The sequence below is a fragment of the Edaphobacter lichenicola genome, from assembly GCF_014201315.1.
Taxonomy (GTDB): domain Bacteria; phylum Acidobacteriota; class Terriglobia; order Terriglobales; family Acidobacteriaceae; genus Edaphobacter; species Edaphobacter lichenicola_B.
Genome location: NZ_JACHDY010000004.1, coordinates 267,235 through 291,845, shown reverse-complemented (window position 1 = coordinate 291,845; position 24,611 = coordinate 267,235). Strand labels below are relative to the sequence as shown.

Sequence of the window (24,611 nt, the reverse complement as noted above, 5' to 3'; positions counted from 1 at the left end):
ATGCCTTTTTTGTATGAGCTGAAAATTGCGACTGAAGAACCTTCTTATACGTTTGTGCAGCAGCTAGTGCCGGCGGGGTCGCTTGTCGGGACCGGGCAGGCGGTTTGTACTCTGACAGATGGGGCTATGGAGTTTCATGTGCCTGCGCCGCGGCAGGGTCTGCTGGTGGAGTGGTTTGTGGAGCATGGCGCGGTGATCGAGAATGGGGATTCGATGGCCAGGATTGTGTGTGAGGGTGAGTTGGTGGCGGTGCCAGCGGCTGTTCCGATGAGGTTGGGATAGCCGATGCTGACAAAGCGGATTATTGCTTGTCTCGATGTGCGCGGCGGGCGCGTGGTGAAGGGCGTGCAGTTTGTGGACATCGTTGATGCGGGGGACCCGGCGGAGTTGGCGCATCGTCATGCTGCAGCTGGAGCGGATGAGATTGTGCTGCTGGATATTACGGCGACGCATGAGGGGCGCGGAACGCTGCTCGATACGGTGAAGCGGACAGCGGCGGCGCTGTTTGTGCCGTTTACGGTTGGTGGCGGGATTCGGAGTGCGGAGGATGCTGCGGCGGTGTTCGATGCTGGTGCAGATAAGGTGAGTATCAACTCGTCGGCGGTTGCGAGGCCGGAGCTGATTGGGGAGATCGGCGGCAGCTTTGGTGCGCAGGCCGTGATTGTGGCCGTCGATGCTCGGCGAGTTGAAGGACGCGGGGTTGAAGAGGCTGAAGTTTTTGTGAGTGGTGGTCGGAAGGCGGCCGGGCGGCGGGTGCTGGATTGGGTTCGTGAGGCGGAGGATCGGGGGGCCGGGGAAATTCTGCTGACTTCGATGGATACCGATGGGATGCGGGCCGGGTTCGATTGTGAGTTGACCGCGATGGTGAGTGGGGCGGTGCAGATTCCGGTGATTGCTTCGGGTGGGGCGGGGACTGCTGGGCACTTTGTTGAGGTGTTCGGGCGGGGTCGGGCAGATGCTGCGCTGGCTGCCAGCATCTTTCACTTCGGCGTTACGGACTCGCGCGAGTTGAAGGTGGAGTTGCAGCGGGCTGGGGTTCCTGTTCGGCTGCCTTGCTAGTTATTTGAACTCTGCTTGTTCTAAGATCTGTCCTGCCGGACGGGCCGCCTGCGCGGCGGGCGCCCACTTCGTGGGTGTATACCTTGCATTGCTCCGATGATGCGCTTCGGTCCTCCCGTTGGTCGGGATCAGGTTCGCTATGCTTCCATGGCGCCAGAGTAGACGGCCATTCCTGCTACGGCGTCGACTCCCATGGCGTCTAGTGCGTCTATTTCGCTGCGCTCTTTGATTCCTCCGGCTACGATGAGTTGTTTGGCGGTGCAGGCTCTCAGGATCGCAGCTACGTCCAAGGGGAAGCCCTGCATGGTTCCTTCGGTGTCTACGTGGGTGTAGAGGAAGGCGGCGCAGTAGTCTTCGAGCCAGGTGATGGCTTCTTCGGGAGTGAGGTCGACGGAGTCTTTCCAGCCTTTGACGGCGACTCTTCCGGCCTTGGTGTCGACACTGAAGACTAGAGCTTCTTCGCCGAGTGAGGACTTTAGGCTTTCGGCGAACTCGAGATAGATGAGCTTGTGACGGCGGATGTGGTCGGGCTCGGCGGGGCGGAAGAGACTGGAGCCGTAGATGACTCGCCTGGCTCCGGCTTCGAGGAGGAATTTGCCGTCTTCTGCGGTCTTGAGGCCGCCTCCTACCTGACAGGGGAGACGCTTCGCGATCATCTCGATGAGGGCGCGATTGTTGCCGAGGCGCATGGCAGCGTCCAGGTCGATGAGTTGGACCAGAGGGTACTTTTGGAAGCGCTCGATCCAGTAGTCGAAGTCGTCGAAGGCTAGTTTGAGCTTTTCGCCTTGTACGAGTTGGACGATGCGGCCGCCCATCAGGTCGATTGAGGGTATTAACATTCTTTCTTCTTTCTTTAGTGCTCAGTTCTTGTCCTGCCGGACGGGCCGCCTGCGCGGCGGGCGGTCACTTCGTGACTTGTGTACCTTGTCTTGGCTGATTGGCGTGCATGGTCCTCCCTTTGGTCGGGGGTTACAGCTTGTTAGCTGAAGCCTACGACTTGATGGGGGATGTAGGGCTCTTCGAGGGAGGTTATCTCCTCTGGCGTGAGCTTAACGGCGAGGGCGGCTGCGGCGTCGGTGAGGTGATTTGGTTTGGTGGCGCCTACGATGGGCGAGGTGATGTAAGGCTTGCTGAGCATCCACGCGATGGCCAGCGTGGCGCGGGGGATCGCTCGCTTTTCGGCGAGTTCGCCGAGGCGATCGATGACCTTTTTGTCGGCTTCTTCGGTTGGGGCGTAGATGGTTTTGGCGAACTGGTCGGTGTCGTTGCGTTTGGTGGTCTCGGCGTTCCAGGCACGAGCTAGACGGCCTCGGGCCAGCGGGCTCCACGGGATGACGCCGATGCCTTCGGCCTGGCAGAGACCCATCATCTCGCGCTCTTCTTCGCGGTAGAGGAGGTTGTAGTGGTTCTGCATGGAGACGAAGCGGGTCCAGCCGTGGAGGTCGGCGGTGTAGAGGGCCTTGGCGAACTGCCAGGCGTACATGGAGGAGGCTCCGATGTAGCGGACCTTGCCGGATTTGACGGTGTCGTGGAGGGCTTCCATGGTCTCTTCGATGGGGGTCTCGTAGTCCCAGCGGTGGATCTGGTAGAGGTCGACGTAGTCGGTGCCGAGGCGCTTGAGACTCTGGTCGAGCTCGAAGAAGATCTGCTTGCGCCCGAGGCCCTTCGCGTTGGGGTCGTCGCGCAGGGGGTAGAAGAGCTTGGTGGCTATGACGGTGTCTTCGCGTTTGGTGTTGGCTTTGAGGAAGCGGCCGAGGATCTCTTCGCTGGAGCCTACGGTGTAGATGTTGGCGGTGTCGAAGAAGTTGATGCCGAGGTCGAGGGCCTGCTTGAAGAAGGGCTGGCTCTCTTCTTCGTTGAGGGCCCAGGCATGGCTGCCGGGGCGCAGGGGGCCGGCGGGAGGGACTCCGTAGGACATGCAACCGAGGGTGATGCAGGAGACTTTGAGGCCGGTCTTGCCGAGATTGATGTAGTCCATGCTGACTCCTTGGTTCGGAGGGGTCCCCCCTCCCCCCTGTGGGTATTTTGGACATAAAATATTTGTATTCAATGGTTTACAGAGGGGTAGTGTCTGCAAAGTATTCAATACAAATGAGTTGTGCGCAAAATATTTATTATCAACAAAATTACGTGTTGGGCGTGGGCTTTGCCTTCACCTCTTTCTCTCTGTATCCAGTATAGCGGTTGGGAGCTAACGAAATGCTGTGTGGATGTTGTTGGTTTGGAAGGGGTTGAGTGGTTATGGGGCTTGACATGCGATTTTTGGGCAGAAATCGTGAAAGAAAAAGCAAAAGCAAAGGCAATAGATTTAGTCGCTTCGCCCTTCGGGCTTCGCTCCAGCCTTCGGCAGAGCGGTAGCCGCTTCGCGGCGGTAACCTTTTGGCACGGCTGAAGCCGTGCCCTTAAGCAAAACAGATTTTCAGCAGACTCTGAAGCCGTGCCATCTCGGTTCTTGCTCTCGCCTTTGGCGGGATTTTTCGTGGGCGGAAGGACGCGGAAGAGGGTGGACCGAACGTGGTTGTTCGATGCAATAACGTGGTTCTTACGTGGTTGATAAGGGACGGGCATCCTTCGACTGCGCGGCTCACATAGTGCCGTGAGCCACTTCGCGCAGGATGACAGCGGTGTGGAGGGGTGGGTGATAAGGGGAGGGCAAAAAAGCAGATCCCTACGGGATGACAAACAAAGGGCAGGCGACAACAACTGCAACAGAAATGGCAAAAGCAAATGTGGGGGTTCTTCGCTTCGCTCAGAATGACCGGTAGAGGGGAGAGGAAGCGGGGAGAGGGTTAGTCGTCTTTGCCGAGGGCGTCGGCTATGGCGTAGTAGCCCTTGCGGGCCTGGATCTTCTGGCCGGGCTGGCAGGTGATGTTGAGGGTGCGGAAGGTGCCGTCGATTTTGGTGTTGGTGGGGGTGAAGCTGGCGAGGTACTGGGTGCGGAGCTCGTCCTGGATCTGGTTGAAGGCTTCTTCGAGTTTTTTGCCGTTGTTGCCTACGTTGATGACGCGGCCTCCGGTGTCGGTGGCGAGCTTCTGCATATCGCGTTCGCCGGTGTCGGCGAGGTTGATGCCGAAGCCTCCGCCGTAGAAGCCGCGATCGGAGAGGAGGATGACGTAGACGATGGCGTTGGCCTTTTGCGCGGCCTCGGTGGCGGTCTTTAGAGTTTCCTGCGAGCCCTGGTCGCCTCCGTCGGTGAGCAGGACGAGGATCTTGCGGCCGGCCTCCTGGCGGAGCTTGTCGTGGGCGGCGAGGTAGACGGCGTCGAAGAGGAGGGTGCCTCGGGCGGTGCCGTTGCCGGTGACTGAGCCGGTGCCGGCGCCTGTGTTTATTTCGGCGGAGTCGAGGGAGCGTTTTATTTCGCGGGGGCTGTTGGTGTAGTCGGAGAGGAGGTTGACGTTTATGTCGAAGGAGATGAGGAAGGCTTCGTCTTTGGGGGTGAGGACGTCTTTGAGGAACTCGGCTCCGGACTGCTGCTCGAGGGGTAGGACGTGGATCTGGCTGCCGCTGGTGTCGAGGAGGATGCCGATGGTGAGGGGGAGATTTTTCTCCTGGGTGAAGTTCTTGGTTTTTTGCGGGGCCTTGTCCTCGAGGATGCTGCAGTCGTCTTTGTGGAGGTTGGTGATGAAGCCGCTCTTGTCGCGGACGGAGAAGTAGACGTTGACGAGGTTGACGTTGACTTTGAGGGTCTGGGTGTCGCCGATGTCGACGGGCTGGGCGGCGGCGTCGCTGGCGGGGGGCGGGCCGCCGGGGGAGGGTGCCTCCTGCGCGTGGAGGGCGGGGGCGAGAGCGAGGGCGACGGCGGCGAGGCAGAAGAAGCGCATACCGTATTAGACGACGAAGTTGGGGGTGAGTTTGAGGAAAATGTGAGGCTTAACGCGAATGGGCGCGGAGGCACTGATTTGTACTGATTTTAAGAATAGGCAACGACTAAGAACAAGCAACTGCGGGGGTCTTGACGGATACCGCAGCGTGAATCGATCCGCTGAAACCAAGGACTGTGGCCGCACTCCACTGCGTGGTTCACGATGAAACCGTGAACCTATGTCATTTTAGGGATTTGGAAGAGGCGAAGCCGGTTGGGGCGTAACGTTGTGAGGCGGCTGGGCGTCCAAGGTGCATGGCGGCGCGGCCGGATCCTGCGGGATGGGGATGGCGGCGGAGATGTTGCGCTGATAGTCTGGTAGTTCGTGAAGCTTTGGGCTGTGAAGGCCCGGCTGGAAGGTATGGGGGATTTTCGCGTGGTCGTGGTGAGGAACAGTGTGTTGGCAGGGGCTTTGGCGTGCATGATGGCTGGACAGCCGGCGTTGACGCAGGCGCAGCAGGATGTGCCGCAACAGCAGACGATCCCTGATGGGCCAAAACCACAGACGATTCCCGATGCTCCGAACCCGCAGGGATTGCCGGTTGGGCCGGTGACGCCGGGTGCGGGGACGACGCCGGAGTCGAATGGCGATAACTCCGCGGCTCGTGCGCAGGATGGCGGAGTGCCGAGCAGGCTACCGGAGAGCGCGGCGCAGAAGCAGGACGATGGGCCTCCGCCTGAGATTCCTACCGGTGGGCAGGGGCCGGACGCGTTTACGCTGCGCGTGCAGACGAACTTTGTGGAAGTGCCGTTTACGGTAAAGGACAACAAGCAGCGGCTGGTGCCGGGGCTGACCTGGCGCGATGTGCGCGTGTATGAGAACAACCTGCGGCAGAAGCTGGATCTGTTTACGGTCGATCCGTTTCCTCTGTCGGTGGCGCTGGTGATCGACCAGAGCATGACGTACGACAATATGGCGAAGGTGAATAACTCGCTGTCTGCACTGCAGGGAGCGTTTACGCCGTATGACGAGGTCTCGGTGTTTACGTATAACAACGGGCCGAAGATGCAGACGGACTTTACCGGGGCGCAGAGTGCGCGTCTGGAGGCGGTGCTGGAGCGGTCGAAGGTGACGGGGCGTGAGCCGATCTACTACGACACGACGGGGCCGTTGGGACAGAACATCAATATCAATGGTGGGCAGGATAGCCACACTGATCCGAATACGAATGCTACGCATGGGACGAGTATTTTGGGAATTCAGAATGTTCCGCGGGATGTGCATACGCTGAACGATGCGATTCTGGCGGCGGGGACTGCTCTTTCGAAGACCAAGACTGGGCGGCGGCGGATTATCTACGTGATCAGCGACGGACGCGAGTATGGGAGCACGGCGAAGTTTTCGCAGGTGGTGAAGTACCTGAACACGAACAAAATTGCGGTGTATGGGACGCTGGTGGGTGATTCGTCGCTGCCGGTGATTGGATTCCTCGATCGAATCCACCTGCCGCTGCAGATGCGGGATAACATTCTGCCGGCGTATGCGAATGCTACGGGCGGGAACTTCGATGGCGAGTTCCGGCAGAAGGGTATCGAAACGAGCTTTGCGAAGATTGCGGAAGAGGTGCGGACGCAGTACACGGTCGGCTACTACACGCATGAACCGTTTATCGATGGCAAGTACCGGACCCTTGAGGTGAAGGTGCTGCGTCCGAACCTGACGGTGATCGCGAAGAAGGGCTACTATCCGACGGCGGCCGATTCGCGGCCTACGGGAGTTGTGTCGGTCAAGTAAGACGCGTGGCCGGCGGCGCGGCCTGATCGGAATCTGATGGAGATGCTGGTGCATGGAAATGCGCTGATGGCGCTGGCTGCCGCAGTGCTGTGGGGCGGTGGGGATTTTGCAGGCGGCATGGGCGTGAAGCAGGCCGGTGGCTCGATGGGCGCTGCGCTGCGGGTGATTCTGCTGAGCCACTGTGCGAGCTTGAGCTTGCTGGTGCTGGCGGCGTGGGCACGGGGAGATGCGTTTCCGCATGGTGCGGCGCTGCTCTGGGGACTGGTGGCCGGGGTGACCGCAGGAGTCTCGCTGGCTTGCTTTTATATTGCGCTGTCGCGCGGGGCGATGGGGGCTTCGGCGGCGCTGAGCGGGTTGCTGGCGGCGGCGATTCCTGCGGCGTTTTCTGCGGCGTGGGAGGGGTCTCCCGGGATGCTGCAGCTGGCTGGTTTTTTGGTGGCGGGGGTTTCGATCTGGCTGATTGCGGCGGGGGAGAACGCTGAGGCAAAGCCTGCGGACCGGAGTACCGTCTGGCTGGCGGTGATCGGTGGGGTGGGGTTTGGGATTTATTTCACAGCGCTGAAGGTGGCGGCGGCGAAGACGGGTGTGATCTGGCCGCTGGCTACTTGCAGGATGGGGAGTTTGACGGTGTGCGCGCTGATGCTGGCGGGGATTTCGTTGCGCTCGAAGAAAGACGAGGGGCAGGCGCGGGTGACGCGGCCAGTGGTGATGTGGGCGATGGCTACGGCGCTGCTCGATACCTCGGGGAATCTGCTTTATATTGCGGCGACGCGAGCCGGGCGTCTGGATGTTGCTGCGGTGCTGGCTTCGCTCTATCCGGCTTCGACGATTCTGCTGGCGGCGTGGACGTTGAGGGAGCGGCCTACGCGGAGGCAGGCGTGGGGGATGGCTGTGGCTGCGGCTGCTGTGGTGATGGTTACGCTCTGACCCGATGTCCTGCCGGACGGGCGCCCTGCGCGTGGCCACCCCGCAAACGAAGACCCGTTTGCGGGGACCCCGGTTCGCGGCGGTCACTTCGTGACTTGTATACCTTAGAGCTTGATGGTGGAGGCGTCGAGGGTTGGCGCGGGGAATTTTAATTTCAGGCTTTGCAGGGCGTCTACGAGGATGGCGGAGATGGCGATGTTGCGGTACCACTTGTGGTCGGCGGGGATGACGAACCAGGGGGCGTGTCTGGGGCTGGTGGTGGAGAGGATGCGGTCGTAAGCTTCGATATATTGGGGCCAGAACTTGCGCTCGTGGAGGTCGGCCTCGGAGAGCTTCCAGTGCTTCTGCTTGTCGTCGATGCGGGACTGGAGGCGGCGGGTCTGCTCGTCGTGCGAGATGTGCAGGTAGAACTTCAAGATGAGGACGTCGTTGTCGAAGAGCATGCTCTCAAACTCGTTGATGTCGTCGAGACGGCGGCTCATGACTTTGTCGGTGATGAGTTTGTGGACGCGCGGGGAGAGGACGTCTTCGTAGTGGGAGCGGTTGAAGATGTTGATCATGCCCCGGGGCGGGACCTGGGCGTGGGCTCGCCAGAGGAAGTCGTGGCGGGCTTCGAGCGGGGTGGGGACTTTGAAGGAGGCGACGTCGCAGCCCTGGGGGTTGATGCCGGAGAAGATGTGGCTGATGGTGCCGTCTTTGCCGGCGGTGTCCATGCCCTGGAGGACGATGAGGAGGGCTTTGGTCTGACTGGCGTAGAAGACGTCCTGCAGGGCTGCGAGCTGGGTGCGGTGCTTGGCCAGGACTGCTGCGGCGGCTTCCTCGGACTTGTAACTGCCGGTGTCTGAGGTGGATTTTTTTGCGAGCCGGATGTGCGCGTTTGGCTTGATGAGGTAGGGGGATTTGATCTTCATTCGAATGGTTCCCTCGTTTTGTCCTGCCGGACGGGCGCCCTGCGCGGGCGGCGGTCACTTCGTGACTTGTATACCGCTTCGCTTGGTGCTCCCGTTGGTCGCAAGCTGAATTCTATGCCGACCAACGGGAGGACCGTGCCGCTCATTCCGCCAAGACCGGTACACACGTCACGAAGTGACCGCCGCCCGCGCAGGGCGCCCGTCCGGCAGGACACAGGAATTGGCTTCTAGCAAGAGGAGTTGGTTCGCGGGGAGGAAGTCGAGTTATTTGACAGATTCTTCAGGCTTGGGAGTGACGGCGTGGGTTGTCTCGGTCGGCTTGTTGACCTCGTCGGTGACGCCCTTCATCCCGTCCTTGAAGCCGCGGAGTCCTTCGCCGAGACCTTTGCCGAGCTCGGGCAGTTTTTTGCCGCCGAAGAGGACCAGGACGACTACGGCGATGACGATGAGATGTGTTGGTGTAAATAGTTCGCCCATACTGTTTCTCCCTGCAGCCTGACGCATGTTCCGACTGCCACCCACTATTGTCGCACAGGTGTGCGCTATGAAGAGATACGCCGCGGGGGCCGAAGCAGATGTTGGCTGAACGTTATATCTTGGTATGTGTACAAAGGGTAAGTGCAGTAGCAGATGCTGGAAGAGATGCGGAGACGGATGTTGCGATTGAAGACGAGTGGTGCATGGAAGTTGACCGGGGCGCGGAGGACAGGGCAACGCGCCTTCTTTGGAGTGTTGGCAACGGGTTTACTGATGACGGGCGGGACGCTGGGCCGGGCGCAGGCTACTTCGTCCTCGGCCACACAGCCGACGCAGAATACGGTGCCGATCACGAATACGAAGATCGCTCTTGCGGCGCCGGCGACGTACGACAACAAGTATGAGATCTACGGCGGCCTGAACTTTATGAACTTCCAGGCGGGGCAGTCTTTGCCCAACCGTATGAACCTGGGCGGCGGCGAGGTGCTGGGCACGTACTGGTTGCCGGGAGATCACTGGTTTACGCGGGCTATCGGCGTAGGGGTTGACTACCGCATCGATGCGGGAACGACACCTGTGTTCGCGAACTCGGGAATTACCCGGCCCACGAGTACGACGGGCGGTACCGGCATCAACAACCGGCCACTGGTTTACCTGAATACGATCATGGCAGGCGCGCAGTATCGCACCAAGTACAGGAACCATTATGCCGCGTTGAACTTCCATGGCTACGGCGGCGTGTCTCACGGAACCTTTGACTACAGCTTTAAGGATCTGGTGGTGTCGAAGGCCGAGGCGTACGCGGCTACGGGCCTCTATTCGAACCGTACGAAGCCAATTGCGGCGCTGGGAGCGAGTATCGACTTCAATCGCTCGAAGAACTGGGCGATCCGGGTTTCGCCGGATCTGATCCTGGAGCACTTCGGGACCGAGACGCGGGAGTTCTTCTCGATCTCCGGCGGCGTGGTGTATCGAATTGGCAAGCAGTAGGTTTGTCGCTGAGTTGAGCGTGTAAGAAGAAACGGGTCGCCTGATTGGCGGCCCTGTTTTTTGCTTCCTTGAGTGCGCCCAGATAGCAGCACGTGTCCTGCCGGACGGGCGCCCTGCGCGGGCGGCGGTCACTTCGTGACTTGTATACCTTGTTTGGGTAAGGCTGACTGCTTCGGTCCTCCCTTTGGTCGGGAATAAGACTGCCCTCTTATTCTGGTCCTACGTTTACGGGCTTGCCTGGGGTGTCTCGGTTGAGGAACTCCGGAGAGACAGGGTTTTCGTAGACAGAGTAGTCGCGGGTGACAACGGTGAGGCCGCTCTGGGAGACGAAGTAGTTCTTCTTGTCCTCGTTGGGGTCGTAGCCAATGACCGTGCCGTCGGGAATGTGGACGTCGCGGTCGATGATGGCGTGACGGATGCGGCAGTGGCGGCCGATGTTGACGTGGGAGAAGACGATCGAGGAATCGACGTCGGCGTAGGAGTTGACGCGGACGTCCTGCGAGACGACGGAGTTGCGCACGACTGCTCCCGAGACGATAGTGCCGGCGGCCACGATGGAGTTGATGGCCATGCCGGTGCGGCCGGGTTCGCCGAAGACGAACTTGGCGGGCGGGTACTGGTAGGGGCGAGTGCGCATGGGCCAGGATTTGTCGTAGAGGTTGAAGGTAGGGGTGACGCCGGCGACGTCCATGTTGGCCTCGTAGTAGGCCTCGAGGGTACCGACGTCGCGCCAGTAGAGAGCCTTCTGCTTGTTCTCGTCGACGAAGTTGTAGGCGCGCATTTTGACGCGGCCGAGGATGTTGGGCAGGATGTTGTGGCCGAAGTCATGCTTGGAGTCGGGGTCTTCGGCGTCCTTGATGAGCTCGGGGATAAGCACGTCGGTGTTGAAGATGTAGATGCCCATGGAGGCGTCGACCATGTCTGGGTTGAAGGGCGAGCGGAGCTTGGTTTCTTTTGGCTTCTCCTCGAAGCCGGTGACCTCGCCGTTGCGGGCTACTTCGACGACACCGAAGGAAGGCACCTCTTCCGGCTTGATGGGGAGGGTGGCGATGGTGACGTCGGCGCCTGAGTCGGCGTGCTGCTGCATCATGAGGGCGTAGTTCATCTTGTAGATGTGGTCGCCGGAGAGGATGAGGACGTATTTGGGTTCTTCGGAGCCGATGGAGTAGATGTTCTGGTAGACGGCGTCGGCGGTGCCCTGGTACCAGGACTTGGAGACGCGCTGCATGGGGGGAAGGATCTCGATGAACTCGCCTAGCTCGTTGGCTACGACGGTGCCCCACCCCTCGCGGATGTGGCGGTTGAGGGAGAGCGCCTTGTACTGGGTGAGGATGTAGACGTGGCGAAGGTCGGAGTTGATGCAGTTGGAGAGGGTGATGTCGATGATGCGGTACTGGCCGGCGAAGGGGACGGCGGGCTTTGCGCGATCGCGGGTGAGGGGAAAGAGCCGTTCGCCTGCGCCACCAGCGAGTAGAACACCAAGGGTATCTCTCATAATCTTCCGGACTCCGACTTCTGCGTTAAGCGGCTGAGCTTCGTACCACGTCAGTCAGATGCACAAAGCGACCCACGTGTTACAGGGAAACGCGAGTCTACCATGCAGAGATTGACTTTGGAATGTGGCGCGGCGGAGGCGAGGAGGCGCGATGTTTTTGGAGACCGGACCCTGGCGAACGCGGGTGTGCTGTGTCTCGAATCTGAGACATGGGCTTCCGGGGCATTGCACTCTAGATCAACGAGAAATCGGCTCTAACTTCGAGTCACCGTCTTCAGGTGTAGCTCGCGCATCTGCTGATCGCTGACCGGCGTAGGCGCATCCACCATCAGGTCGATCGCCTTGGCCGTTTTGGGGAACGCAATGACCTCGCGCAGGCTGGTTGCGCCGGCGAGGATCATCACGATGCGGTCGAGGCCGAGCGCGATGCCGCCGTGTGGGGGTGTGCCGTACTCAAGTGCATCGAGGAAGAAGCCGAAGCGCTCCTTCGCCTCGGCGTCCGACATGCCGAGAGAGCGGAAGATCTCTGCCTGGACATCCTGCCGGTGAATACGGATTGAACCTGAACCGAGCTCGGTGCCGTTCAGGACGATGTCGTAGGCGAGCGCTCGTACAGCGCCCTTGTCGTTGGTCAGACGGCCGGCCTTGATGTCCTCTTCATGAGGAGAGGTGAAGGGGTGATGTGCTGCGTTCCAGACCTTGGTCTCCTCATCCCACTCGTACATGGGGAAGTCGGTGACCCAGAGAAACTTGTAGTCGGCTTCGGTGCCGGTCTTTTCGAAGAGCTTGTGCTTGTCTGCGAACTTGGCCGCAAGCTGCAGTCGTAGCGCACCCACCCGCTTGTAGATCCACTGCGGATCGTGGTTCCACTTTGCAGGCGTACCGAGTTTTGGGGTGATCACGATGACCAGGTCGGCAGCGTCTGTCTGCTTCGCGGCTGCCTTAACGCGAGTCTGCTCGTCTGAGAGCTTCGCTTCTATCGCCGTAGCCAGCGGAGCGAATGCCTCGTTCGTCTTCAACCGCGTTACATCTAGAAAGTCGAGACCGCTGTCGCCGAACGTTGCGCGGATCTCCTCCACCAGCGCACGCTTCTGCGTTCCGCTGAGAGTGCCCGCCTTGGGAATGCAGAACCCGAGCACTGGCAGATCCTTTTCGATCTTCAGCGACTCGCGCACCTCCGGCGTGAGTACGTCGGTCAGCGAGACCATCGCAGGCAGTCGCATGTCCGGCTTGTCGATACCGTAGTTGCGAATCGCGTCGTCGTAGGTCATCTGCACGAAGGGCGTCGTCAACGAGATCGAGGCTGTCTTGAACGCGGCGGTGAGAAACCCTTCGACCACGCGAAAGACCTTCTCCTGCTGGGGAAAGCTCATCTCGAGGTCGATCTGGGTGAACTCTGGCTGGCGGTCGGCGCGTAGATCTTCGTCGCGGAAGCAGCGCGCGATCTGGAAGTACTTGTCGAAGCCGGAGATCATCAGGATCTGCTTGAAGATCTGCGGGGACTGCGGCAGCGCATAGAAGCTGCCGGCGTGAACGCGGCTGGGCACCAGGTAGTCGCGTGCGCCTTCGGGAGTGGACCGCGTCATGAAGGGAGTCTCGATCTCAAGAAAGCCCTGCTCGACGAGGTAGTTGCGGATCGCCATCGCGACCTTGCTGCGCAGCTCGAAGTTATGCTGCATCTCCGAACGACGGAGGTCAAGATAGCGATACTTCAACCGAACCTCTTCGTTGGCAATCGCCTCTTCGGCGGGCGAGAACGGAGGAGTCTTCGCTTCGTTCAGCAGTAGCAGCTCGCTGGCGACGATCTCGATTGCGCCGGTCGGCATGTTGGGATTCTCGAGCCCCGCGCCGCGCCGGCGAACCTTGCCCTTGACCGCGACGACGTACTCGGATCGCGCGGCCTCGGCCTTGGCGTGCGCCTCGCTGGAGACCTCTTTATCGAGGACAACCTGGGTGATGCCGCTGCGGTCGCGCACATCGAGAAAGATGAGGTTGCCGTGGTCGCGGCGACGGTTGACCCAACCCATGAGGACGATCTCCTGACCGTCCTGTTCGATACGAAGTTCGCCGCACATGTGAGTGCGTTGCAGAGTGCCTAAAAAGTCCAACATGATCTCATTCACTTTCAAAACAAAGTCGTTTTCTCGAAGTTGCCTATCGGAGACTGGAGCAGAATCCTAAGCGCGAAGAAAACCCGCAAGTTGAGCTCGAGGCACCTTTGTCTGCTCTCCGGCGCTAAAGTCTTTAACCGTCAGGATACCCGACGAAACCTCATCTTCGCCGACGATCACCATTCGCCGGGCTAGCTTGTCGGCGGCTTCGAAGGACTTCTTCAGCCGGAAGCTTCCGTCTCCAATTTCAACCGCGAGTCCTGCTCGGCGAAGCTCCTGCGCCAAGGCTAGTGCGGCTGCATTCTGTGCGATTCCCATCGGAGCGATGAAGGCATCGAGCTTCAGTGCAACTGCAGCTGACTCCTGGGCTTGAAGCGTCAGGATCAATCGATCTTCTCCGATCGCGAAGCCGATTCCGGGAGCCTTCGGGCCGCCGAGCATCTCGGAGAGTCCGTCGTAGCGACCGCCTCCCAGCAGAGCGTTCTGCGTTCCGAGTCCGCTTCCGTCGGGAACGGTGAACTCGAAGGTGGTTCGCGTGTAGTAGTCGAGGCCGCGAACCAGACGTGGATTCACGGTATAGGCGACGCCACAGGCATCGAGTGCGGCAAGCACCTGCGCGAAGTGCTCTTTGCTGGCTTCATCGAGGAAGTCCGCGATCTTGGGCAGGCTGTTGATAATCTCCTGATCGCCAGCATCCTTCGAGTCCAGCACACGTAGCGGGTTCGTCTCTGCTCTGCGCTGATTGTCTGCGCTCATTTGATCCTTCACGGGAGCCAACGCCTCACGCAGGGCAGCGATGTACCTGGGCCGGTCGGTCGAGGAACCCACCGAGTTCACTTCGAGCTTCCAGCCCTTCACGCCGAGTTCGTTGAGGAAGGTGGAGAGCATCTCGAGAACTTCTGCATCGCGCAGGGGGCTGTCCGCGCCTGACCACGCTGGTCCGAGGACCTCTGCGCCGATCTGCCAGAACTGGCGATAGCGTCCACGCTGGGGCCGCTCGCGCCGGAACTGCGGGCCGATGTAGAAGAGCTTCTGTAGCATTCCCGTGTCTGCGAGCTTGTGCTCGATGTAGGCACGAACGACGCCGGCGGTGTTTTCGGGACGGAGGGTTAGGCTCTGCGCGCTGTCGCTATCGGCTCGCGCGCGATCCTCCCAGGTGTACATCTCCTTGGAGACGATGTCGGTCTCCTCGCCTACGCCGCGGGCGAAGAGTGTCGTATCCTCGAAGATCGGCGTGCGAATCTCCCCAAATCCGTAGCGTGCAAAGACGGCTCTCGCCGTAGCCTCCACATAGTTCCAAAGCGCCGTCTCGGGAGGCAACAAGTCCCGAGTCCCGCGTACTGCCTTCAAAGTAGCCATCACTTCCTAGTGTAGCGAAAGCGACGCGGGATTTACGCGCCGGCTGCTTCGGCCAGATAGATCGCGGTGTAGTCGAGGTAGTTCTGTGCGTACTTGAGGATCAGCGTCCGATCCGCATCGCCGAGGGTTCGCCGCACCTTGCCTGGAACTCCAGCAACGAGAGAGTTGGGTGGAATCACGGTGTGCTCAGGAATTACCGCTCCCGCGGCTATGATCGATCCCTCGCCAATCCTGGCGTTGTTGAGGATGGTCGCGCCGATGCCGACCAGGACCATATTTTCGAGCACGCATCCGTGCACGGTTGCGTTGTGGCCGATGGTCACGAGCTCGCCTACGATTACGGGGTAGAGATGGCGCATGCCGTGAAGGACGGCGCAGTCCTGTACGTTGCTTTTTGCGCCGATGCGGATCGAATTCACGTCGCCCCGGACGACGGCGTTCATCCAGACACTGGCTTGTTCGCCGAGGGTGACGTCACCGATGACTTGAGCCGACTGGTCGACGTAGCAACTGGCAGGAATTTCCGGTGTGTGTGCCTGATAAGTGCGAATCATGTAACAAATTCTACCTTTGGAATGCAAAAGATTTCAGAGTGGTATCCACCCCCTAATTACCAACGATTTGTGTGCTTTTCGCGCTAAAGACGAGTATTCTAGTAGATATCCCCCTTGGGAGTGGTTGGAGGTGTATTTTTCTTGGCAGAGGTTCGAGTACAAGAAGGCGAGCCCCTTGAGAATGCCCTGCGGCGCTTTAAGCGCAAGGTGCAGACAGAAGACATTATCAAGGAAGTCAAGCGTCACTCTTTTTATCTGAAACCAGGTGAGAAGAAGCGTGTGAAAGAAGCGCTTGCACGTAAGCGCAATCGTAAGAAGGTCCGTAAGGAGCAGGATTAGTCAGCTCCGCAACCAGGATGTGCCGCCTCTTCCTCGATCAGAGAGTTTGAAGAGGCGGCCCGTCTGAACCGCTAGAGATGGACTCCCGCCATCGGCTAGCCCCGGCAGATAGAACCTGTTTCTGGTTCATATTGACCGGCAAACCAAAGCAAATTCCACGAACTCGTAGTTTCGGGCCCCTTCAAATCCAAAGAGTAACGGTCATCAGTAAAGGTAAACCCCCTTGCGGTGTTGCCACGATCAGGCCCTCGGGTGTTCTTCCTTTCCGTAGGACGGGAGAAGCGGCATGGAATTTCTGGATCGGCTATTAACCTGCGCAGACTGCGGCGGCGAGTTCATCTTCACCGCCGGGGAACAACTTTTTTTCTTCGACAAACAATTCAAGAACGACCCAAAGCGCTGTAAGCCTTGCAAGTCCAAACGATCCGGGGTGGGGCTGAAGGCGGGCACGGGGCCGGCGGCGGCGGGCCTGTCGCGAACCGAGACGCGTACGGAGTGCTCGGAGTGCGGGGTGGAGACTACTGTGCCGTTCAAGCCGACACAGGGGCGCCCGGTGCTTTGCCGGCAGTGCTTCCAGAGCAAGCGTGCTCCTACGACGGGGGCGCTGGTGACTGCGGCCGAGACAGCGGGGATGGTTGCCGGTGTCCCTGGAGAGCATGTTGCGGCCAGCGTCGAGCTGCTGGCGGCTTCGCGGGTCTGAACTGCTACTTCTGCCTGTATCCCTCACAGTAGGATGTGAGTGAGGGACTTATGGGCGTTGACGGGAGTGGGCTGCAGGATGCGGCTGCGGAGCTGGTTCGGGCGCGGGCTGAGGTTGGGGAGTTCGAGCTCATCGTATGTACGGATGGAAGCTATAAGCTCGATGGCGGTGCCATGTTCGGCGTGGTGCCGAAGCCGTTGTGGGAGAAGCGCGCCGCGGCGGATGAGCAGAACCGCATTCTGCTGGGGCTGAATACGGTGGTGGTGCGAACAGGCAAACAGACGGTGGTGATCGAGACCGGAGTCGGCAATAAGCAGCCGGCGAAGATGCGGGAGATCCATTGCAACCAGGAGCTTCTGCCGCAGTCTCTTGCCGCGGCTGGGGTGAGGGTTGAGGAGGTGGATGTGGTGGTGAATACTCACCTTCACTTCGACCACTGCGGGTGGAACACTACGCTGCATCCCGATGGCTCGGTGACTCCGACGTTCCCGAATGCGCGGTACTTTGCGCATCGTGGCGAGGTGGAACATGGTCACTTGCAGCTGGATCGGGACCGGGTGAGTTATCTGTCGCAGAACTATGACCCGCTGGTGGAATCGGGGCAGATGACACTGCTGGATGAGGCTGGAATCAGGGCGAATCCGGAGATCTGTCCGGGCGTTAGCGTCGAGGTCTTTCCTGGTCATACGGCGCAGTTGATGGCGATTCACGTGGAGTCGAAGGGGCAACATGCCTGCTATATCTCGGATTTAATTCCGACCAGCTGGCATCTCGATCCGACGTGGGTGATGGGGTATGACCTGGATCCGGTGGAGACGATTGCGCAGCGGAAGCGGTTCTACTCGCGGGCGATTCCGGAGAACTGGCTGGTGTTGTTTACGCACGACCATGAGACGCCGATGGGGCGGATCGGGCTGAATGAGAAGGGCAAGCCGGTTCTGGTGGCGGGCGTTCACACGCCTTTTTAAAGCTTCGCGTGGTCCTCCCGTTGGTCGGAATCAATCTTCCTCGCGACCAACGGGAGCGCCAACCGAAGGGGTATATCCGTCACGAAGTGACCGCCGCCCGCGCAGGGCGCCCGTCCGGCAGGACAGTTTCTGAAATAGAAAACCCTGCGCGTGGCAGGGTTCTCTGGGTGCAGATTATGGTGACTTCGTGGTGACTTGTGGCCAGTTGCTGGTGACCTGTGGCGCCTAGACAGGAACGGAAGTAAGCTCGGCTGGGTCGACGTTGACGAAGCGGCCGTGCTGGCCCTTGTCCTGGAAGCGGACGATGCCGTCGACCTTGGCGAAGAGGGTGTCGTCTTTGCCGCGACCGACGTTGGCGCCGGGCTTGAGCGGGGTTCCACGCTGACGGACGATGATGCCGCCGCCGAGGATCGTCTGACCGCCGAATACCTTGACTCCGAGCCGCTGGGCGTTTGAGTCGCGGCCGTTTTTGGAAGAACCTAAACCTTTTTTATGTGCCATTCGATTGCCTCTTTCGCGCTGCCCTCTGGGCCTGTGCGCTTAGTAAAAACTGAAACTGAAAACAAACTCTTGCTGAAGAGCTTTTTTATGCTTCCTTGAAGCTCTTGCCGTTGACGAGGATCTCGTTGATCTTGACCTCGACGAAGTTCTGGCGGTGGCCCTGCATCTTCTTGTACTGCTTCTTGCGCTTGAGCTTGAAGACGAGGATCTTTTCGCCGCGGCCTTCTCCGACGACGGAGGCGAGAACCTTGGCGCCGGTGAGGTCGGACTCGAACTTGCCGGCTTCGCCGCTGATGGCGAGGACGTCGGAGAACTCGATGTTGCCGTTCTCGTGGGCGGTGGTTTCAATCTTCAACTTTTCGCCAGGGGAGACCAGATACTGTTTGCCGCCGGTGCGGATGACTGCGTACATGACTAGAACCTCAAGCGGAGTCGCGTGATGCTGACCGCTTTCTTCAAAAGATAGATTGTGCTGCATGGGCGCATACAGGAGCACTACAGTAAGCCAACCGGTCAAGCCATCGCAGTCTCAGGTTTCGAGTGACCGCCGGGCCTAAGCCTGTCGTCCCTGCAACCCTTGAGATCATCTTTGAGATGAAGACACACGGGTTGCAGCGCCAAACTTAATGAGTGTATCGCGTTCCGGGAGGGGGGTCAACGATGGTTCCCTCTTTTTCCTTGATGCTGGTTCTTGATACTGGCTGTCAATACTAGCTACCCCCTCCCCCCTGGGGGTATTTTAGGAGCAAGTCTAATGTTTGCAATAATTTACAGCGGGTAAGCGTCTGCAAAGTATTGATTCTAGATGACTTATGCACAAAATACTTGTTTTGTTGCAGTTGCATGGTCTCTGCTGCCTGGGTCGGTTTTGGACTCTTTGTTTAATTGTACCGGGTTGGATGGGGGTAATATGCCACGCGAAAAGCCGCGGCTGGAGCGGGTTTTGTGGTGGTTGGGGCTTGACAGAGTTTGCGCTGCGACGCGCGCCCAGTACGTTGATCCCAGATCTGGAAAGTGATCAGTTCCCACCCCGTCTTACGCGTTCATAATTATTTATCCGCCAGAAGCGAACCTTTCGTGACTCCAACACCTCTCTCAAGCATGCAGACCCGAACTGAGGCGAAGGAGCCTGCGACCCCCGAGCAAACGCTCCTTGTCCTTCTGGCGCAAACCGGGGACCGGGCCGCACTGGAACAACTTCTCCGTGATACCTATGCGCCGTTGCGCCGCTACGTCACCCGTCTCGTCGGCGCCGCCCTGGCCGACGACATCCTCCAAGAGACTTCGCTCCAGATCTTCCGCAAGCTCCGGTTCCTGCGCGAGCCCGCCGTCTTCCGCCCCTGGACCTTCCGGATCGCCTCGCGTATTGCCTTCTCTCATCTCAAACGCGCCCGCCGCTGGCAGCCGCTTGACGAGGCACCGCCTGAACATCTCACGACCCTCAACCTCAATCTCGGGGAGCCACCAGACGAGGCTTTCCTGACCCTCCTCGACCAGGTCTCGCCCGCCAGCCGCGCCGTCCTCCTGCTCCACTACCAGCACGACCTCTCACTCGAAGAAAGTGCAGCCATCCTGGAGATTCCGATCGGCACCGCCAAGTCGCGCCTGCATTACGGAGTCACCACCCTTCGCAAATACCTCACCTCCGAAAGGAAACCAGCATGAGCCCCGAACAGAAGCAGCCCAACCCCGAAGATACGAACGCAGAACTCGCCTTCGTCCAGCAAGCCCTTGCAGCCGCCGACAGGTCCGAACGCTCCTCTCGCATTATCGTTGGCGTGCTCGCCATCCTCGCCGTCGTCGTGTTTATCTGGATGCATCTCCACATGTTTCCGCCAGAGACCCTGGGCGGACTGCTGCATTCGATCCTTCGCGTCGACCTTTTCTTTCTGGTCCTGCTGTTCGCCATCGCCATGTACCTTCGTCAGGTCATGAACAAGAACACCCGCACAATCCTTCGGGCCCTCGCCAACACCCGCCAGCGCTGATTTGATCGCAGACGAAGGGCGGGCCGCCGAGGCCTGCCTTCTTTCCATGCTTCCAGCTCATACACGGCGGTTGAAGAATCTGGATGGATTCTCTGCGATTGGTAAATCGCCAGTGCTCATCGACATCCGAAGACTAACGATATGTCGTCTCGTGTGTAGCAACCCGTCGACGTCTCACAAACGATCCATGCAGTAGTCTTTGGGCATGAAGATTGCGATTGTTACCGGGGCGGCGCAGGGGATTGGGCGGCGTACGGCGGAGGTTTTGGCGGCGGCGGGGTATGGGTTGCTGCTGATGGATCTGCAGGCCTGCGCGGCGACCGTGGATGCGGTGAAAAAGATCGGCGTGGAAGTGGAGGAGGTGCTGGGGGACATCTCGAATGAGACGGTGGTGGTGCGGGCGGTGGAGTTGGTGCGCTCGCGGTGGGGACGGGCGGATGTGCTGGTGAACAATGCAGGCATCAGCTTTATCGCTCCGGCAGAGACGGTGGAGGGGAGAGCGTTTCGACGGGTGCTGGAGGTGAATCTGCTGGCTCCATTTTTGCTAGCTAAGGCGTTTGGCACGATGATGCTGGAGCAGAGGAGCGGGAGCATCGTGAATGTGGCTTCGATCGCGGGACTGGTGGGGATTGGAGATCGGTCGGCGTATAACGCGTCGAAGCATGGGTTGATTGGGCTGACGCGGACGCTGGCGGCGGAGTGGGGCGGGCGCGGGGTTCGGTGCAACGCGGTGTGTCCTGGGTGGGTGAAGACGGAGATGGATGTCGCGGACCAGGCTGGCGGGGGTTATGACGATGCCGATATCGAAGGTGCGAATCCGATGGGGAGGTTTGCAACGCCGGAGGATATTGCGCGGGCAATTCTGTTTCTGGCGGAGCCGGCGCAGAGTGGATTTATCAATGGGCAGGCGCTGGCGGTGGATGGCGGCTGGACTGTGGATGGAAGCTGGCAGAGTCTGCGGATGCGAAAGAGGTAGCCGTCAGGCTCATCCTAATTTTGACGCGTTGGATTTGACGCGCTGGCGGTCTTGTTGCATAAAGGAGAGCAAAGGGGGCTTTATGGGCGCAACAGACTCTATGGGCGTCAAAGAGAAGATGACCTCGATTGGCAAGCCAGTGCCGGAGTTGCCGGTCGCTGATGTTGAACGTGCACAACAGCACTACAGAGATGCACTGGGCTTTGAGATTGGATGGCTTGAACCGGACAAAGGGATTGGGGCAGTGTCACGCGGTGATATGGGACCGATATTTTTTCGGACGAGGAAGGCGCCGTTCGAAGCGGCCGTTCACTGGGTGTTTGCTGAAGATATCGATGCGGCGTATGAGGAACTGAAGTCGCTAGGTGCGAACATCGTCGATCCTCTAGAAAAAAAGCCCTGGGGACTGCGACAGTTCACCGTGATGGATCTGGACGGGAACCTCTTCTACTTCCACCATGACTAACGTCGCAGGACAAGCGGCTGAACTATCAGTTGGACTGGCCAAATCAGAACACGACCGAGTCCTTGGACCTCGTCGCATGAGAGGGCTGCCTGGTCTTCTGTGTTCAGGCTTCTGTGTTTCAGACTTCGGTACAGCTTCGGCGCTTAGGCTTCGGTGGTGTCGGTTGAATCGGTGGCGTCGGTTGGTTCGTCTTCGGTGAGACTGATGCGCAAGGACTTTAGAAAGGACACGTCGTTTGAGGTGAATGGCCCCGAGGTACCTTCTTCGGCGCCTTCGGTTGCCTCGTCGGCTTCTGCCTCAACCTCGTTGAGCCCGATGGTGGCCTCAAGCATGAGGAGGACATCAAAACCCTGTTCGCGGATGTTTTTGACGACGCCTGCTATATCCTCCGACTCCGAGACGGACTCGTGGATCGCTTCGCCAAGTTTCTGTATCAGGTTTTTGACCTTTTGATTCAATGCCACCTCCAGGCTGCCCTATCGTTCGAACTACTCCACGCATCGGGTATTCCCAACGAAGGTGACCGGCGGGAACGGCATTGCGGGTATGTCGGCGTCACTAGCTTCTGGTTAAAGAATACGCCCATGACGGTTGCCGCTGCAACGGCATTTCTTCAGGGAAATGGAGGGTGACTCTAAGTGGTTTCAACCACAGTGCGATGGTCGTGCCAGGTGCCTTCGAATCGGTGAGCGAGGAGCTCGACGGTGGAGGTGCGGCGGCATCCGAGGACCAGAAAGCCAGCGGCGGCGGCACAGAGTCCGCCGATCATCCAGAGTGTGCTCTTCATCGTGTTTGCCTCTTGTGGTTCTGATTCCGATCTTCGGGAAAGCGATGCGTTTGGGAGGTTGGAAACAGATGAAAGTTTGGCGTTGGTGCTGGACGGAAGAGCTTTTGTGGAGGCATGGGAACGGCTACACTCTGGGTATGGATTCGGTTCGGTTCGGTCGGACGCTTGGGATTGGGGCTCGGCTGGCGGCTAAGACGCTGATGTCGGCGGTGGATGCGGCTACGGCGCCGAATCCTTCGGGCGCGGGGAAGGCTGCGGAGGCAGAGACTGCTGCGACGAGTGCTGCCCGGAGTAAGGCTGAGGCGTCGGGTGCGCGACTGGGCGAGAAGACGGCGCGGACGACGGTTCAGGTGGCGCAGACGGGACTGGGGCTGAAGCGCGGCGGGAGGCGGTTTGGCGAGGCGGCGTGGGGGCCGTTTGTGAAGGCTTCGAGTCAGCTCTGGCTGGAGTTTACCGGGGTCTTCTTTGGGATCTTCGCGGCGTTTGCGCTGAGCAATGCGTGGAAGATGCGCGGGGAGCTGCATGAGACGGCGGGGAACCATGAGGCGCATGGGCATCTGCTGCTGGCGGTGGCGATGGCGGTGGTGTTTGGGTACTTCTGCGTGAGCAGCTTCGTGAAGGCTAACCGCAGGGGGAAGCGGAGCTAACGTTCGCGGTCGCTGGGGAGGTGTGAGGACGGGTACACTTGTTCGGCATGTCTGACGAGACGAAAAACAACTTGAAGCAGGCGGACTTGAAGCAGCCGGAGACGAGCTCCGGGATTCCGGTGGAGCTGGTGTATCGGGCTGGGGATCTTGCGGGCGACGACGCGGCTTATACGGTGGGCGAGCCGGGGGAGTATCCGTTTACGCGGGGGATTCAGCCGACGATGTATCGCGGGCGGCTGTGGACGATGCGGCAGTATGCGGGGATGGGGGATGCCGAGGAGTCGAATAAACGGTACAAGTTTCTGCTCGACCATGGGACGAAGGGGCTGAGCGTGGCGTTCGATCTGCCGACGCAGATTGGGTACGACTCGGATTCGCCGCTGGCGCTGGGTGAGGTGGGGAAGGTTGGGGTGGCGATTGATTCGCTCGAGGATATGCAGCGGTTGTTCGATGGGATTGCGCTGGATACGATCTCGACTTCGATGACGATCAATGCAACGGCCTCTATTCTGCTGGCGCTGTATGTTGCGGTGGCGAAGCGGACCGGGGCGAAGGTCAAAGGGCTGAACGGGACGATTCAGAACGATATTTTGAAGGAGTACATTGCGCGGGGGACGTATATCTATCCGGTGACGCATGCGATGCGGCTGGTGACGGACATCTTTGCGTGGGCGGCCGACGAGGTGCCGGAGTGGAATACGATCTCGATCTCTGGCTACCACATGCGCGAGGCTGGGTGCACGGCGGTGCAGGAGGTGGCGTTTACGCTGGCCGATGGCATGACGTATGTTCAGGCGGCGATTGATGCGGGGTTGAACGTGGATGCGTTTGCGCCGCGGCTGAGTTTCTTCTTCAACTCGCATAACAATCTGCTGGAGGAGGTAGCGAAGTTTCGTGCGGCGCGCAGGATGTGGGCGCGGATTATGCGGGAGCACTTTGGCGCGAAGAAGGAGCGGAGCTGGATGCTGCGGTTTCATACGCAGACGGCGGGGTCGACGCTGACGGCGCAGCAGCCGGAGAACAATATCGCTCGCACGACGCTGCAGGCGCTGGCGGCGGTGCTGGGGGGAACGCAGAGTCTGCATACGAATGGGTTCGATGAGGCTCTGTCGCTGCCGACGGAGAATGCGGCGCGGATTGCTCTGCGGACGCAGCAGATATTGGCGCATGAGAGCGGGGTGGCGCAGACGGTGGATCCGCTGGCGGGGTCGTTTTATGTGGAGTCGCTGACCAATGAGATTGAGCGGCGGGCGGAGGAGTACCTGGCTACGATTGCGCGGTTTGATCTGGGCGGCAAGTACGGGATGCTGCGGGCGATCGATCAGGGATATGTGCAGCGGGAGATACAAAATGCGGCTTATGGGTATCAGCGGGCGGTGGATGCGAAGGATGCGATTGTGGTTGGGGTGAATGAGTTCGCGAGTGACCAGGAAGTAGCGGTGCCGATTCAGCGGATCGATGAGGCGCTGGAGGGGCGGCAGGTGGAGCGGGTTCGGGCGATGCGTCTGCGGCGGGATGCAGGGGCGCATGCCGGGGCGCTGCGACGGGTGGAGGATGCGGCGCGGGGTGGGAGCAATCTGATGCCGCAGATACTCAACGCGGTGGAGAGCTATGCGACGGTGGGCGAGATTGCGGATGTGATGCGGAAGGTGTTTGGCGAGTATCGGGAGTCGGTGACGGTTTAGGTGTGTTGGCCGCGATGATGCTTTGGCTCCGCGAAACATTTGTAACTGGTCATGCGTCTGATGGATTGCGTGGA

Annotated in this window: 27 protein-coding genes; 14 read left to right on the top strand and 13 right to left on the bottom strand. The window is 59.7% G+C overall.

From position 1 onward, the window contains the following. Positions 1 to 282: a biotin/lipoyl-containing protein gene (locus HDF09_RS14770; RefSeq protein WP_183767647.1), complete on the top strand. Its 282-nt coding sequence runs from the start codon at positions 1 to 3 to the stop codon at positions 280 to 282. A gap of 3 nt (positions 283 to 285) precedes the next feature. Continuing rightward, positions 286 to 1,059 (top strand): imidazole glycerol phosphate synthase subunit HisF, encoded by a 774-nt coding sequence (gene hisF / locus HDF09_RS14765; protein ID WP_183767645.1) that lies wholly within the window; start codon positions 286 to 288, stop codon positions 1,057 to 1,059. A gap of 137 nt (positions 1,060 to 1,196) precedes the next feature. On the opposite strand, the gene HDF09_RS14760 is transcribed toward hisF, so the two are convergent. The 3 genes from HDF09_RS14760 to HDF09_RS14750 all read right to left on the bottom strand — a co-directional run bounded on the left by HDF09_RS14760 (position 1,197) and on the right by HDF09_RS14750 (position 4,880). Continuing rightward, positions 1,197 to 1,898 (bottom strand): 1-(5-phosphoribosyl)-5-[(5-phosphoribosylamino)methylideneamino]imidazole-4-carboxamide isomerase, encoded by a 702-nt coding sequence (locus HDF09_RS14760; RefSeq protein WP_183767643.1) that lies wholly within the window; start codon positions 1,896 to 1,898, stop codon positions 1,197 to 1,199. Between the two features lie 140 nt (positions 1,899 to 2,038). Further along, positions 2,039 to 3,037 (bottom strand): aldo/keto reductase, encoded by a 999-nt coding sequence (locus tag HDF09_RS14755; protein WP_183767641.1) that lies wholly within the window; start codon positions 3,035 to 3,037, stop codon positions 2,039 to 2,041. Between the two features lie 811 nt (positions 3,038 to 3,848). Beyond that, positions 3,849 to 4,880, bottom strand: a complete 1,032-nt coding sequence (locus HDF09_RS14750; RefSeq protein ID WP_183767639.1) for a VWA domain-containing protein — start codon at positions 4,878 to 4,880, stop codon at positions 3,849 to 3,851. Positions 4,881 to 5,261: 381 nt separating this feature from the next. On the opposite strand from HDF09_RS14750, the gene HDF09_RS14745 reads away from it, so the two are divergent. Both HDF09_RS14745 and HDF09_RS14740 read left to right on the top strand, forming a co-directional pair. Further along, positions 5,262 to 6,656 carry a VWA domain-containing protein gene (locus HDF09_RS14745; RefSeq protein WP_311719604.1) on the top strand — a complete coding sequence of 465 codons (1,395 nt, stop codon included), beginning with the start codon at positions 5,262 to 5,264 and terminating at the stop codon, positions 6,654 to 6,656. Positions 6,657 to 6,698: 42 nt separating this feature from the next. After that, positions 6,699 to 7,583, top strand: a complete 885-nt coding sequence (locus HDF09_RS14740) for a DMT family transporter (RefSeq protein ID WP_260181355.1) — start codon at positions 6,699 to 6,701, stop codon at positions 7,581 to 7,583. A gap of 104 nt (positions 7,584 to 7,687) precedes the next feature. Here HDF09_RS14740 and HDF09_RS14735 read toward each other — a convergent pair whose 3' ends face one another. Together HDF09_RS14735 and HDF09_RS14730 are read right to left on the bottom strand one after the other, a co-directional pair. Then, positions 7,688 to 8,494 carry a polyphosphate kinase 2 family protein gene (locus HDF09_RS14735; RefSeq protein ID WP_183767635.1) on the bottom strand — a complete coding sequence of 269 codons (807 nt, stop codon included), beginning with the start codon at positions 8,492 to 8,494 and terminating at the stop codon, positions 7,688 to 7,690. 264 nt (positions 8,495 to 8,758) lie between these two features. Continuing rightward, on the bottom strand, positions 8,759 to 8,971 hold the full coding sequence (locus HDF09_RS14730; RefSeq protein WP_158945869.1) for a Sec-independent protein translocase subunit TatA/TatB: 213 nt from the start codon (positions 8,969 to 8,971) through the stop codon (positions 8,759 to 8,761). A 165-nt stretch (positions 8,972 to 9,136) separates the two neighbouring features. Here HDF09_RS14730 and HDF09_RS14725 point away from each other — a divergent pair, with 165 nt between their 5' ends. Beyond that, the gene (locus HDF09_RS14725) at positions 9,137 to 9,961 is read left to right on the top strand and encodes a hypothetical protein (protein WP_260181326.1); all 825 of its coding nucleotides are present in this window, start codon (positions 9,137 to 9,139) and stop codon (positions 9,959 to 9,961) included. Positions 9,962 to 10,169: 208 nt separating this feature from the next. Here the strand turns inward: HDF09_RS14725 and glgC are convergent, their stop codons facing one another. From glgC to HDF09_RS14705, 4 genes are all read right to left on the bottom strand, one after another. Continuing rightward, positions 10,170 to 11,459: a glucose-1-phosphate adenylyltransferase gene (gene glgC / locus HDF09_RS14720; protein WP_311719673.1), complete on the bottom strand. Its 1,290-nt coding sequence runs from the start codon at positions 11,457 to 11,459 to the stop codon at positions 10,170 to 10,172. 251 nt (positions 11,460 to 11,710) lie between these two features. Continuing rightward, the gene (aspS, locus tag HDF09_RS14715) at positions 11,711 to 13,567 is read right to left on the bottom strand and encodes an aspartate--tRNA ligase (RefSeq protein ID WP_183767629.1); all 1,857 of its coding nucleotides are present in this window, start codon (positions 13,565 to 13,567) and stop codon (positions 11,711 to 11,713) included. Between the two features lie 66 nt (positions 13,568 to 13,633). Next, positions 13,634 to 14,926: a histidine--tRNA ligase gene (hisS, locus tag HDF09_RS14710; RefSeq protein ID WP_183767628.1), complete on the bottom strand. Its 1,293-nt coding sequence runs from the start codon at positions 14,924 to 14,926 to the stop codon at positions 13,634 to 13,636. 32 nt (positions 14,927 to 14,958) lie between these two features. Next, entirely contained in the window at positions 14,959 to 15,480 is a 522-nt protein-coding gene (locus HDF09_RS14705) for a gamma carbonic anhydrase family protein (RefSeq protein ID WP_183767626.1), read from the bottom strand. A 141-nt stretch (positions 15,481 to 15,621) separates the two neighbouring features. Between HDF09_RS14705 and rpsU the strand changes: the two genes are divergently transcribed. The 3 genes from rpsU (at position 15,622) to HDF09_RS14690 (ending at position 17,487) form a co-directional block, all read left to right on the top strand. Beyond that, a complete protein-coding gene (gene rpsU, locus HDF09_RS14700) occupies positions 15,622 to 15,819 on the top strand; it encodes a 30S ribosomal protein S21 (RefSeq protein WP_014267628.1) in 198 nt (65 codons plus the stop codon). A 286-nt stretch (positions 15,820 to 16,105) separates the two neighbouring features. After that, on the top strand, positions 16,106 to 16,519 hold the full coding sequence (locus tag HDF09_RS14695) for a zinc-ribbon domain containing protein (protein ID WP_183767624.1): 414 nt from the start codon (positions 16,106 to 16,108) through the stop codon (positions 16,517 to 16,519). Positions 16,520 to 16,569: 50 nt separating this feature from the next. Next, positions 16,570 to 17,487 (top strand): MBL fold metallo-hydrolase, encoded by a 918-nt coding sequence (locus tag HDF09_RS14690; RefSeq protein ID WP_183767622.1) that lies wholly within the window; start codon positions 16,570 to 16,572, stop codon positions 17,485 to 17,487. Positions 17,488 to 17,712: 225 nt separating this feature from the next. Here the strand turns inward: HDF09_RS14690 and rpmA are convergent, their stop codons facing one another. Further along, entirely contained in the window at positions 17,713 to 17,988 is a 276-nt protein-coding gene (gene rpmA / locus HDF09_RS14685) for a 50S ribosomal protein L27 (RefSeq protein WP_179580270.1), read from the bottom strand. An 85-nt stretch (positions 17,989 to 18,073) separates the two neighbouring features. Continuing rightward, positions 18,074 to 18,400, bottom strand: a complete 327-nt coding sequence (rplU, locus tag HDF09_RS14680) for a 50S ribosomal protein L21 (RefSeq protein ID WP_183767904.1) — start codon at positions 18,398 to 18,400, stop codon at positions 18,074 to 18,076. Between the two features lie 689 nt (positions 18,401 to 19,089). Between rplU and HDF09_RS14675 the strand changes: the two genes are divergently transcribed. From HDF09_RS14675 to HDF09_RS14660, 4 genes are all read left to right on the top strand, one after another. Then, positions 19,090 to 19,653, top strand: coding sequence for an RNA polymerase sigma factor (locus tag HDF09_RS14675; protein WP_183767620.1), 564 nt, complete (start codon positions 19,090 to 19,092; stop codon positions 19,651 to 19,653). Beyond that, entirely contained in the window at positions 19,650 to 19,976 is a 327-nt protein-coding gene (locus HDF09_RS14670; RefSeq protein ID WP_183767618.1) for a hypothetical protein, read from the top strand. The genes HDF09_RS14675 and HDF09_RS14670 overlap by 4 nt, the downstream gene beginning before the upstream one ends. A 205-nt stretch (positions 19,977 to 20,181) precedes the next feature. Then, positions 20,182 to 20,952, top strand: coding sequence for an SDR family NAD(P)-dependent oxidoreductase (locus HDF09_RS14665; RefSeq protein WP_183767616.1), 771 nt, complete (start codon positions 20,182 to 20,184; stop codon positions 20,950 to 20,952). An 82-nt stretch (positions 20,953 to 21,034) separates the two neighbouring features. Further along, complete coding sequence (locus tag HDF09_RS14660; protein WP_221270155.1) at positions 21,035 to 21,418, top strand: VOC family protein; 384 nt, start codon at positions 21,035 to 21,037, stop codon at positions 21,416 to 21,418. A gap of 143 nt (positions 21,419 to 21,561) precedes the next feature. Here the strand turns inward: HDF09_RS14660 and HDF09_RS14655 are convergent, their stop codons facing one another. Then, positions 21,562 to 21,882, bottom strand: coding sequence for a hypothetical protein (locus HDF09_RS14655; protein ID WP_406704764.1), 321 nt, complete (start codon positions 21,880 to 21,882; stop codon positions 21,562 to 21,564). Positions 21,883 to 22,052: 170 nt separating this feature from the next. Continuing rightward, on the bottom strand, positions 22,053 to 22,205 hold the full coding sequence (locus tag HDF09_RS14650; protein ID WP_183767930.1) for a hypothetical protein: 153 nt from the start codon (positions 22,203 to 22,205) through the stop codon (positions 22,053 to 22,055). Positions 22,206 to 22,273: 68 nt separating this feature from the next. On the opposite strand from HDF09_RS14650, the gene HDF09_RS14645 reads away from it, so the two are divergent. Further along, positions 22,274 to 22,852 carry a hypothetical protein gene (locus HDF09_RS14645; protein WP_183767611.1) on the top strand — a complete coding sequence of 193 codons (579 nt, stop codon included), beginning with the start codon at positions 22,274 to 22,276 and terminating at the stop codon, positions 22,850 to 22,852. 71 nt (positions 22,853 to 22,923) lie between these two features. Further along, entirely contained in the window at positions 22,924 to 24,537 is a 1,614-nt protein-coding gene (locus tag HDF09_RS14640) for an acyl-CoA mutase large subunit family protein (protein ID WP_311719593.1), read from the top strand. Positions 24,538 to 24,611: the final 74 nt, after the last annotated feature.

What these genes read in the sequence shown, in the direction of transcription:
- HDF09_RS14770 (WP_183767647.1), top strand. Translation starts at nt 1, where the DNA reads ATGCCTTTTTTGTATGAGCTGAAAATTGCGACTGAAGAACCTTCTTAT.
- hisF (WP_183767645.1), top strand. Translation starts at nt 286, where the DNA reads ATGCTGACAAAGCGGATTATTGCTTGTCTCGATGTGCGCGGCGGGCGC.
- HDF09_RS14760 (WP_183767643.1), bottom strand. Translation starts at nt 1,898, where the DNA reads ATGTTAATACCCTCAATCGACCTGATGGGCGGCCGCATCGTCCAACTC.
- HDF09_RS14755 (WP_183767641.1), bottom strand. Translation starts at nt 3,037, where the DNA reads ATGGACTACATCAATCTCGGCAAGACCGGCCTCAAAGTCTCCTGCATC.
- HDF09_RS14750 (WP_183767639.1), bottom strand. Translation starts at nt 4,880, where the DNA reads ATGCGCTTCTTCTGCCTCGCCGCCGTCGCCCTCGCTCTCGCCCCCGCC.
- HDF09_RS14740 (WP_260181355.1), top strand. Translation starts at nt 6,699, where the DNA reads ATGCTGGTGCATGGAAATGCGCTGATGGCGCTGGCTGCCGCAGTGCTG.
- HDF09_RS14735 (WP_183767635.1), bottom strand. Translation starts at nt 8,494, where the DNA reads ATGAAGATCAAATCCCCCTACCTCATCAAGCCAAACGCGCACATCCGG.
- HDF09_RS14730 (WP_158945869.1), bottom strand. Translation starts at nt 8,971, where the DNA reads ATGGGCGAACTATTTACACCAACACATCTCATCGTCATCGCCGTAGTC.
- HDF09_RS14725 (WP_260181326.1), top strand. Translation starts at nt 9,137, where the DNA reads ATGCGGAGACGGATGTTGCGATTGAAGACGAGTGGTGCATGGAAGTTG.
- aspS (WP_183767629.1), bottom strand. Translation starts at nt 13,567, where the DNA reads ATGTTGGACTTTTTAGGCACTCTGCAACGCACTCACATGTGCGGCGAA.
- hisS (WP_183767628.1), bottom strand. Translation starts at nt 14,926, where the DNA reads ATGGCTACTTTGAAGGCAGTACGCGGGACTCGGGACTTGTTGCCTCCC.
- HDF09_RS14705 (WP_183767626.1), bottom strand. Translation starts at nt 15,480, where the DNA reads ATGATTCGCACTTATCAGGCACACACACCGGAAATTCCTGCCAGTTGC.
- HDF09_RS14695 (WP_183767624.1), top strand. Translation starts at nt 16,106, where the DNA reads ATGGAATTTCTGGATCGGCTATTAACCTGCGCAGACTGCGGCGGCGAG.
- HDF09_RS14690 (WP_183767622.1), top strand. Translation starts at nt 16,570, where the DNA reads ATGGGCGTTGACGGGAGTGGGCTGCAGGATGCGGCTGCGGAGCTGGTT.
- rpmA (WP_179580270.1), bottom strand. Translation starts at nt 17,988, where the DNA reads ATGGCACATAAAAAAGGTTTAGGTTCTTCCAAAAACGGCCGCGACTCA.
- rplU (WP_183767904.1), bottom strand. Translation starts at nt 18,400, where the DNA reads ATGTACGCAGTCATCCGCACCGGCGGCAAACAGTATCTGGTCTCCCCT.
- HDF09_RS14675 (WP_183767620.1), top strand. Translation starts at nt 19,090, where the DNA reads ATGCAGACCCGAACTGAGGCGAAGGAGCCTGCGACCCCCGAGCAAACG.
- HDF09_RS14670 (WP_183767618.1), top strand. Translation starts at nt 19,650, where the DNA reads ATGAGCCCCGAACAGAAGCAGCCCAACCCCGAAGATACGAACGCAGAA.
- HDF09_RS14665 (WP_183767616.1), top strand. Translation starts at nt 20,182, where the DNA reads ATGAAGATTGCGATTGTTACCGGGGCGGCGCAGGGGATTGGGCGGCGT.
- HDF09_RS14660 (WP_221270155.1), top strand. Translation starts at nt 21,035, where the DNA reads ATGGGCGCAACAGACTCTATGGGCGTCAAAGAGAAGATGACCTCGATT.
- HDF09_RS14650 (WP_183767930.1), bottom strand. Translation starts at nt 22,205, where the DNA reads ATGAAGAGCACACTCTGGATGATCGGCGGACTCTGTGCCGCCGCCGCT.
- HDF09_RS14645 (WP_183767611.1), top strand. Translation starts at nt 22,274, where the DNA reads ATGAAAGTTTGGCGTTGGTGCTGGACGGAAGAGCTTTTGTGGAGGCAT.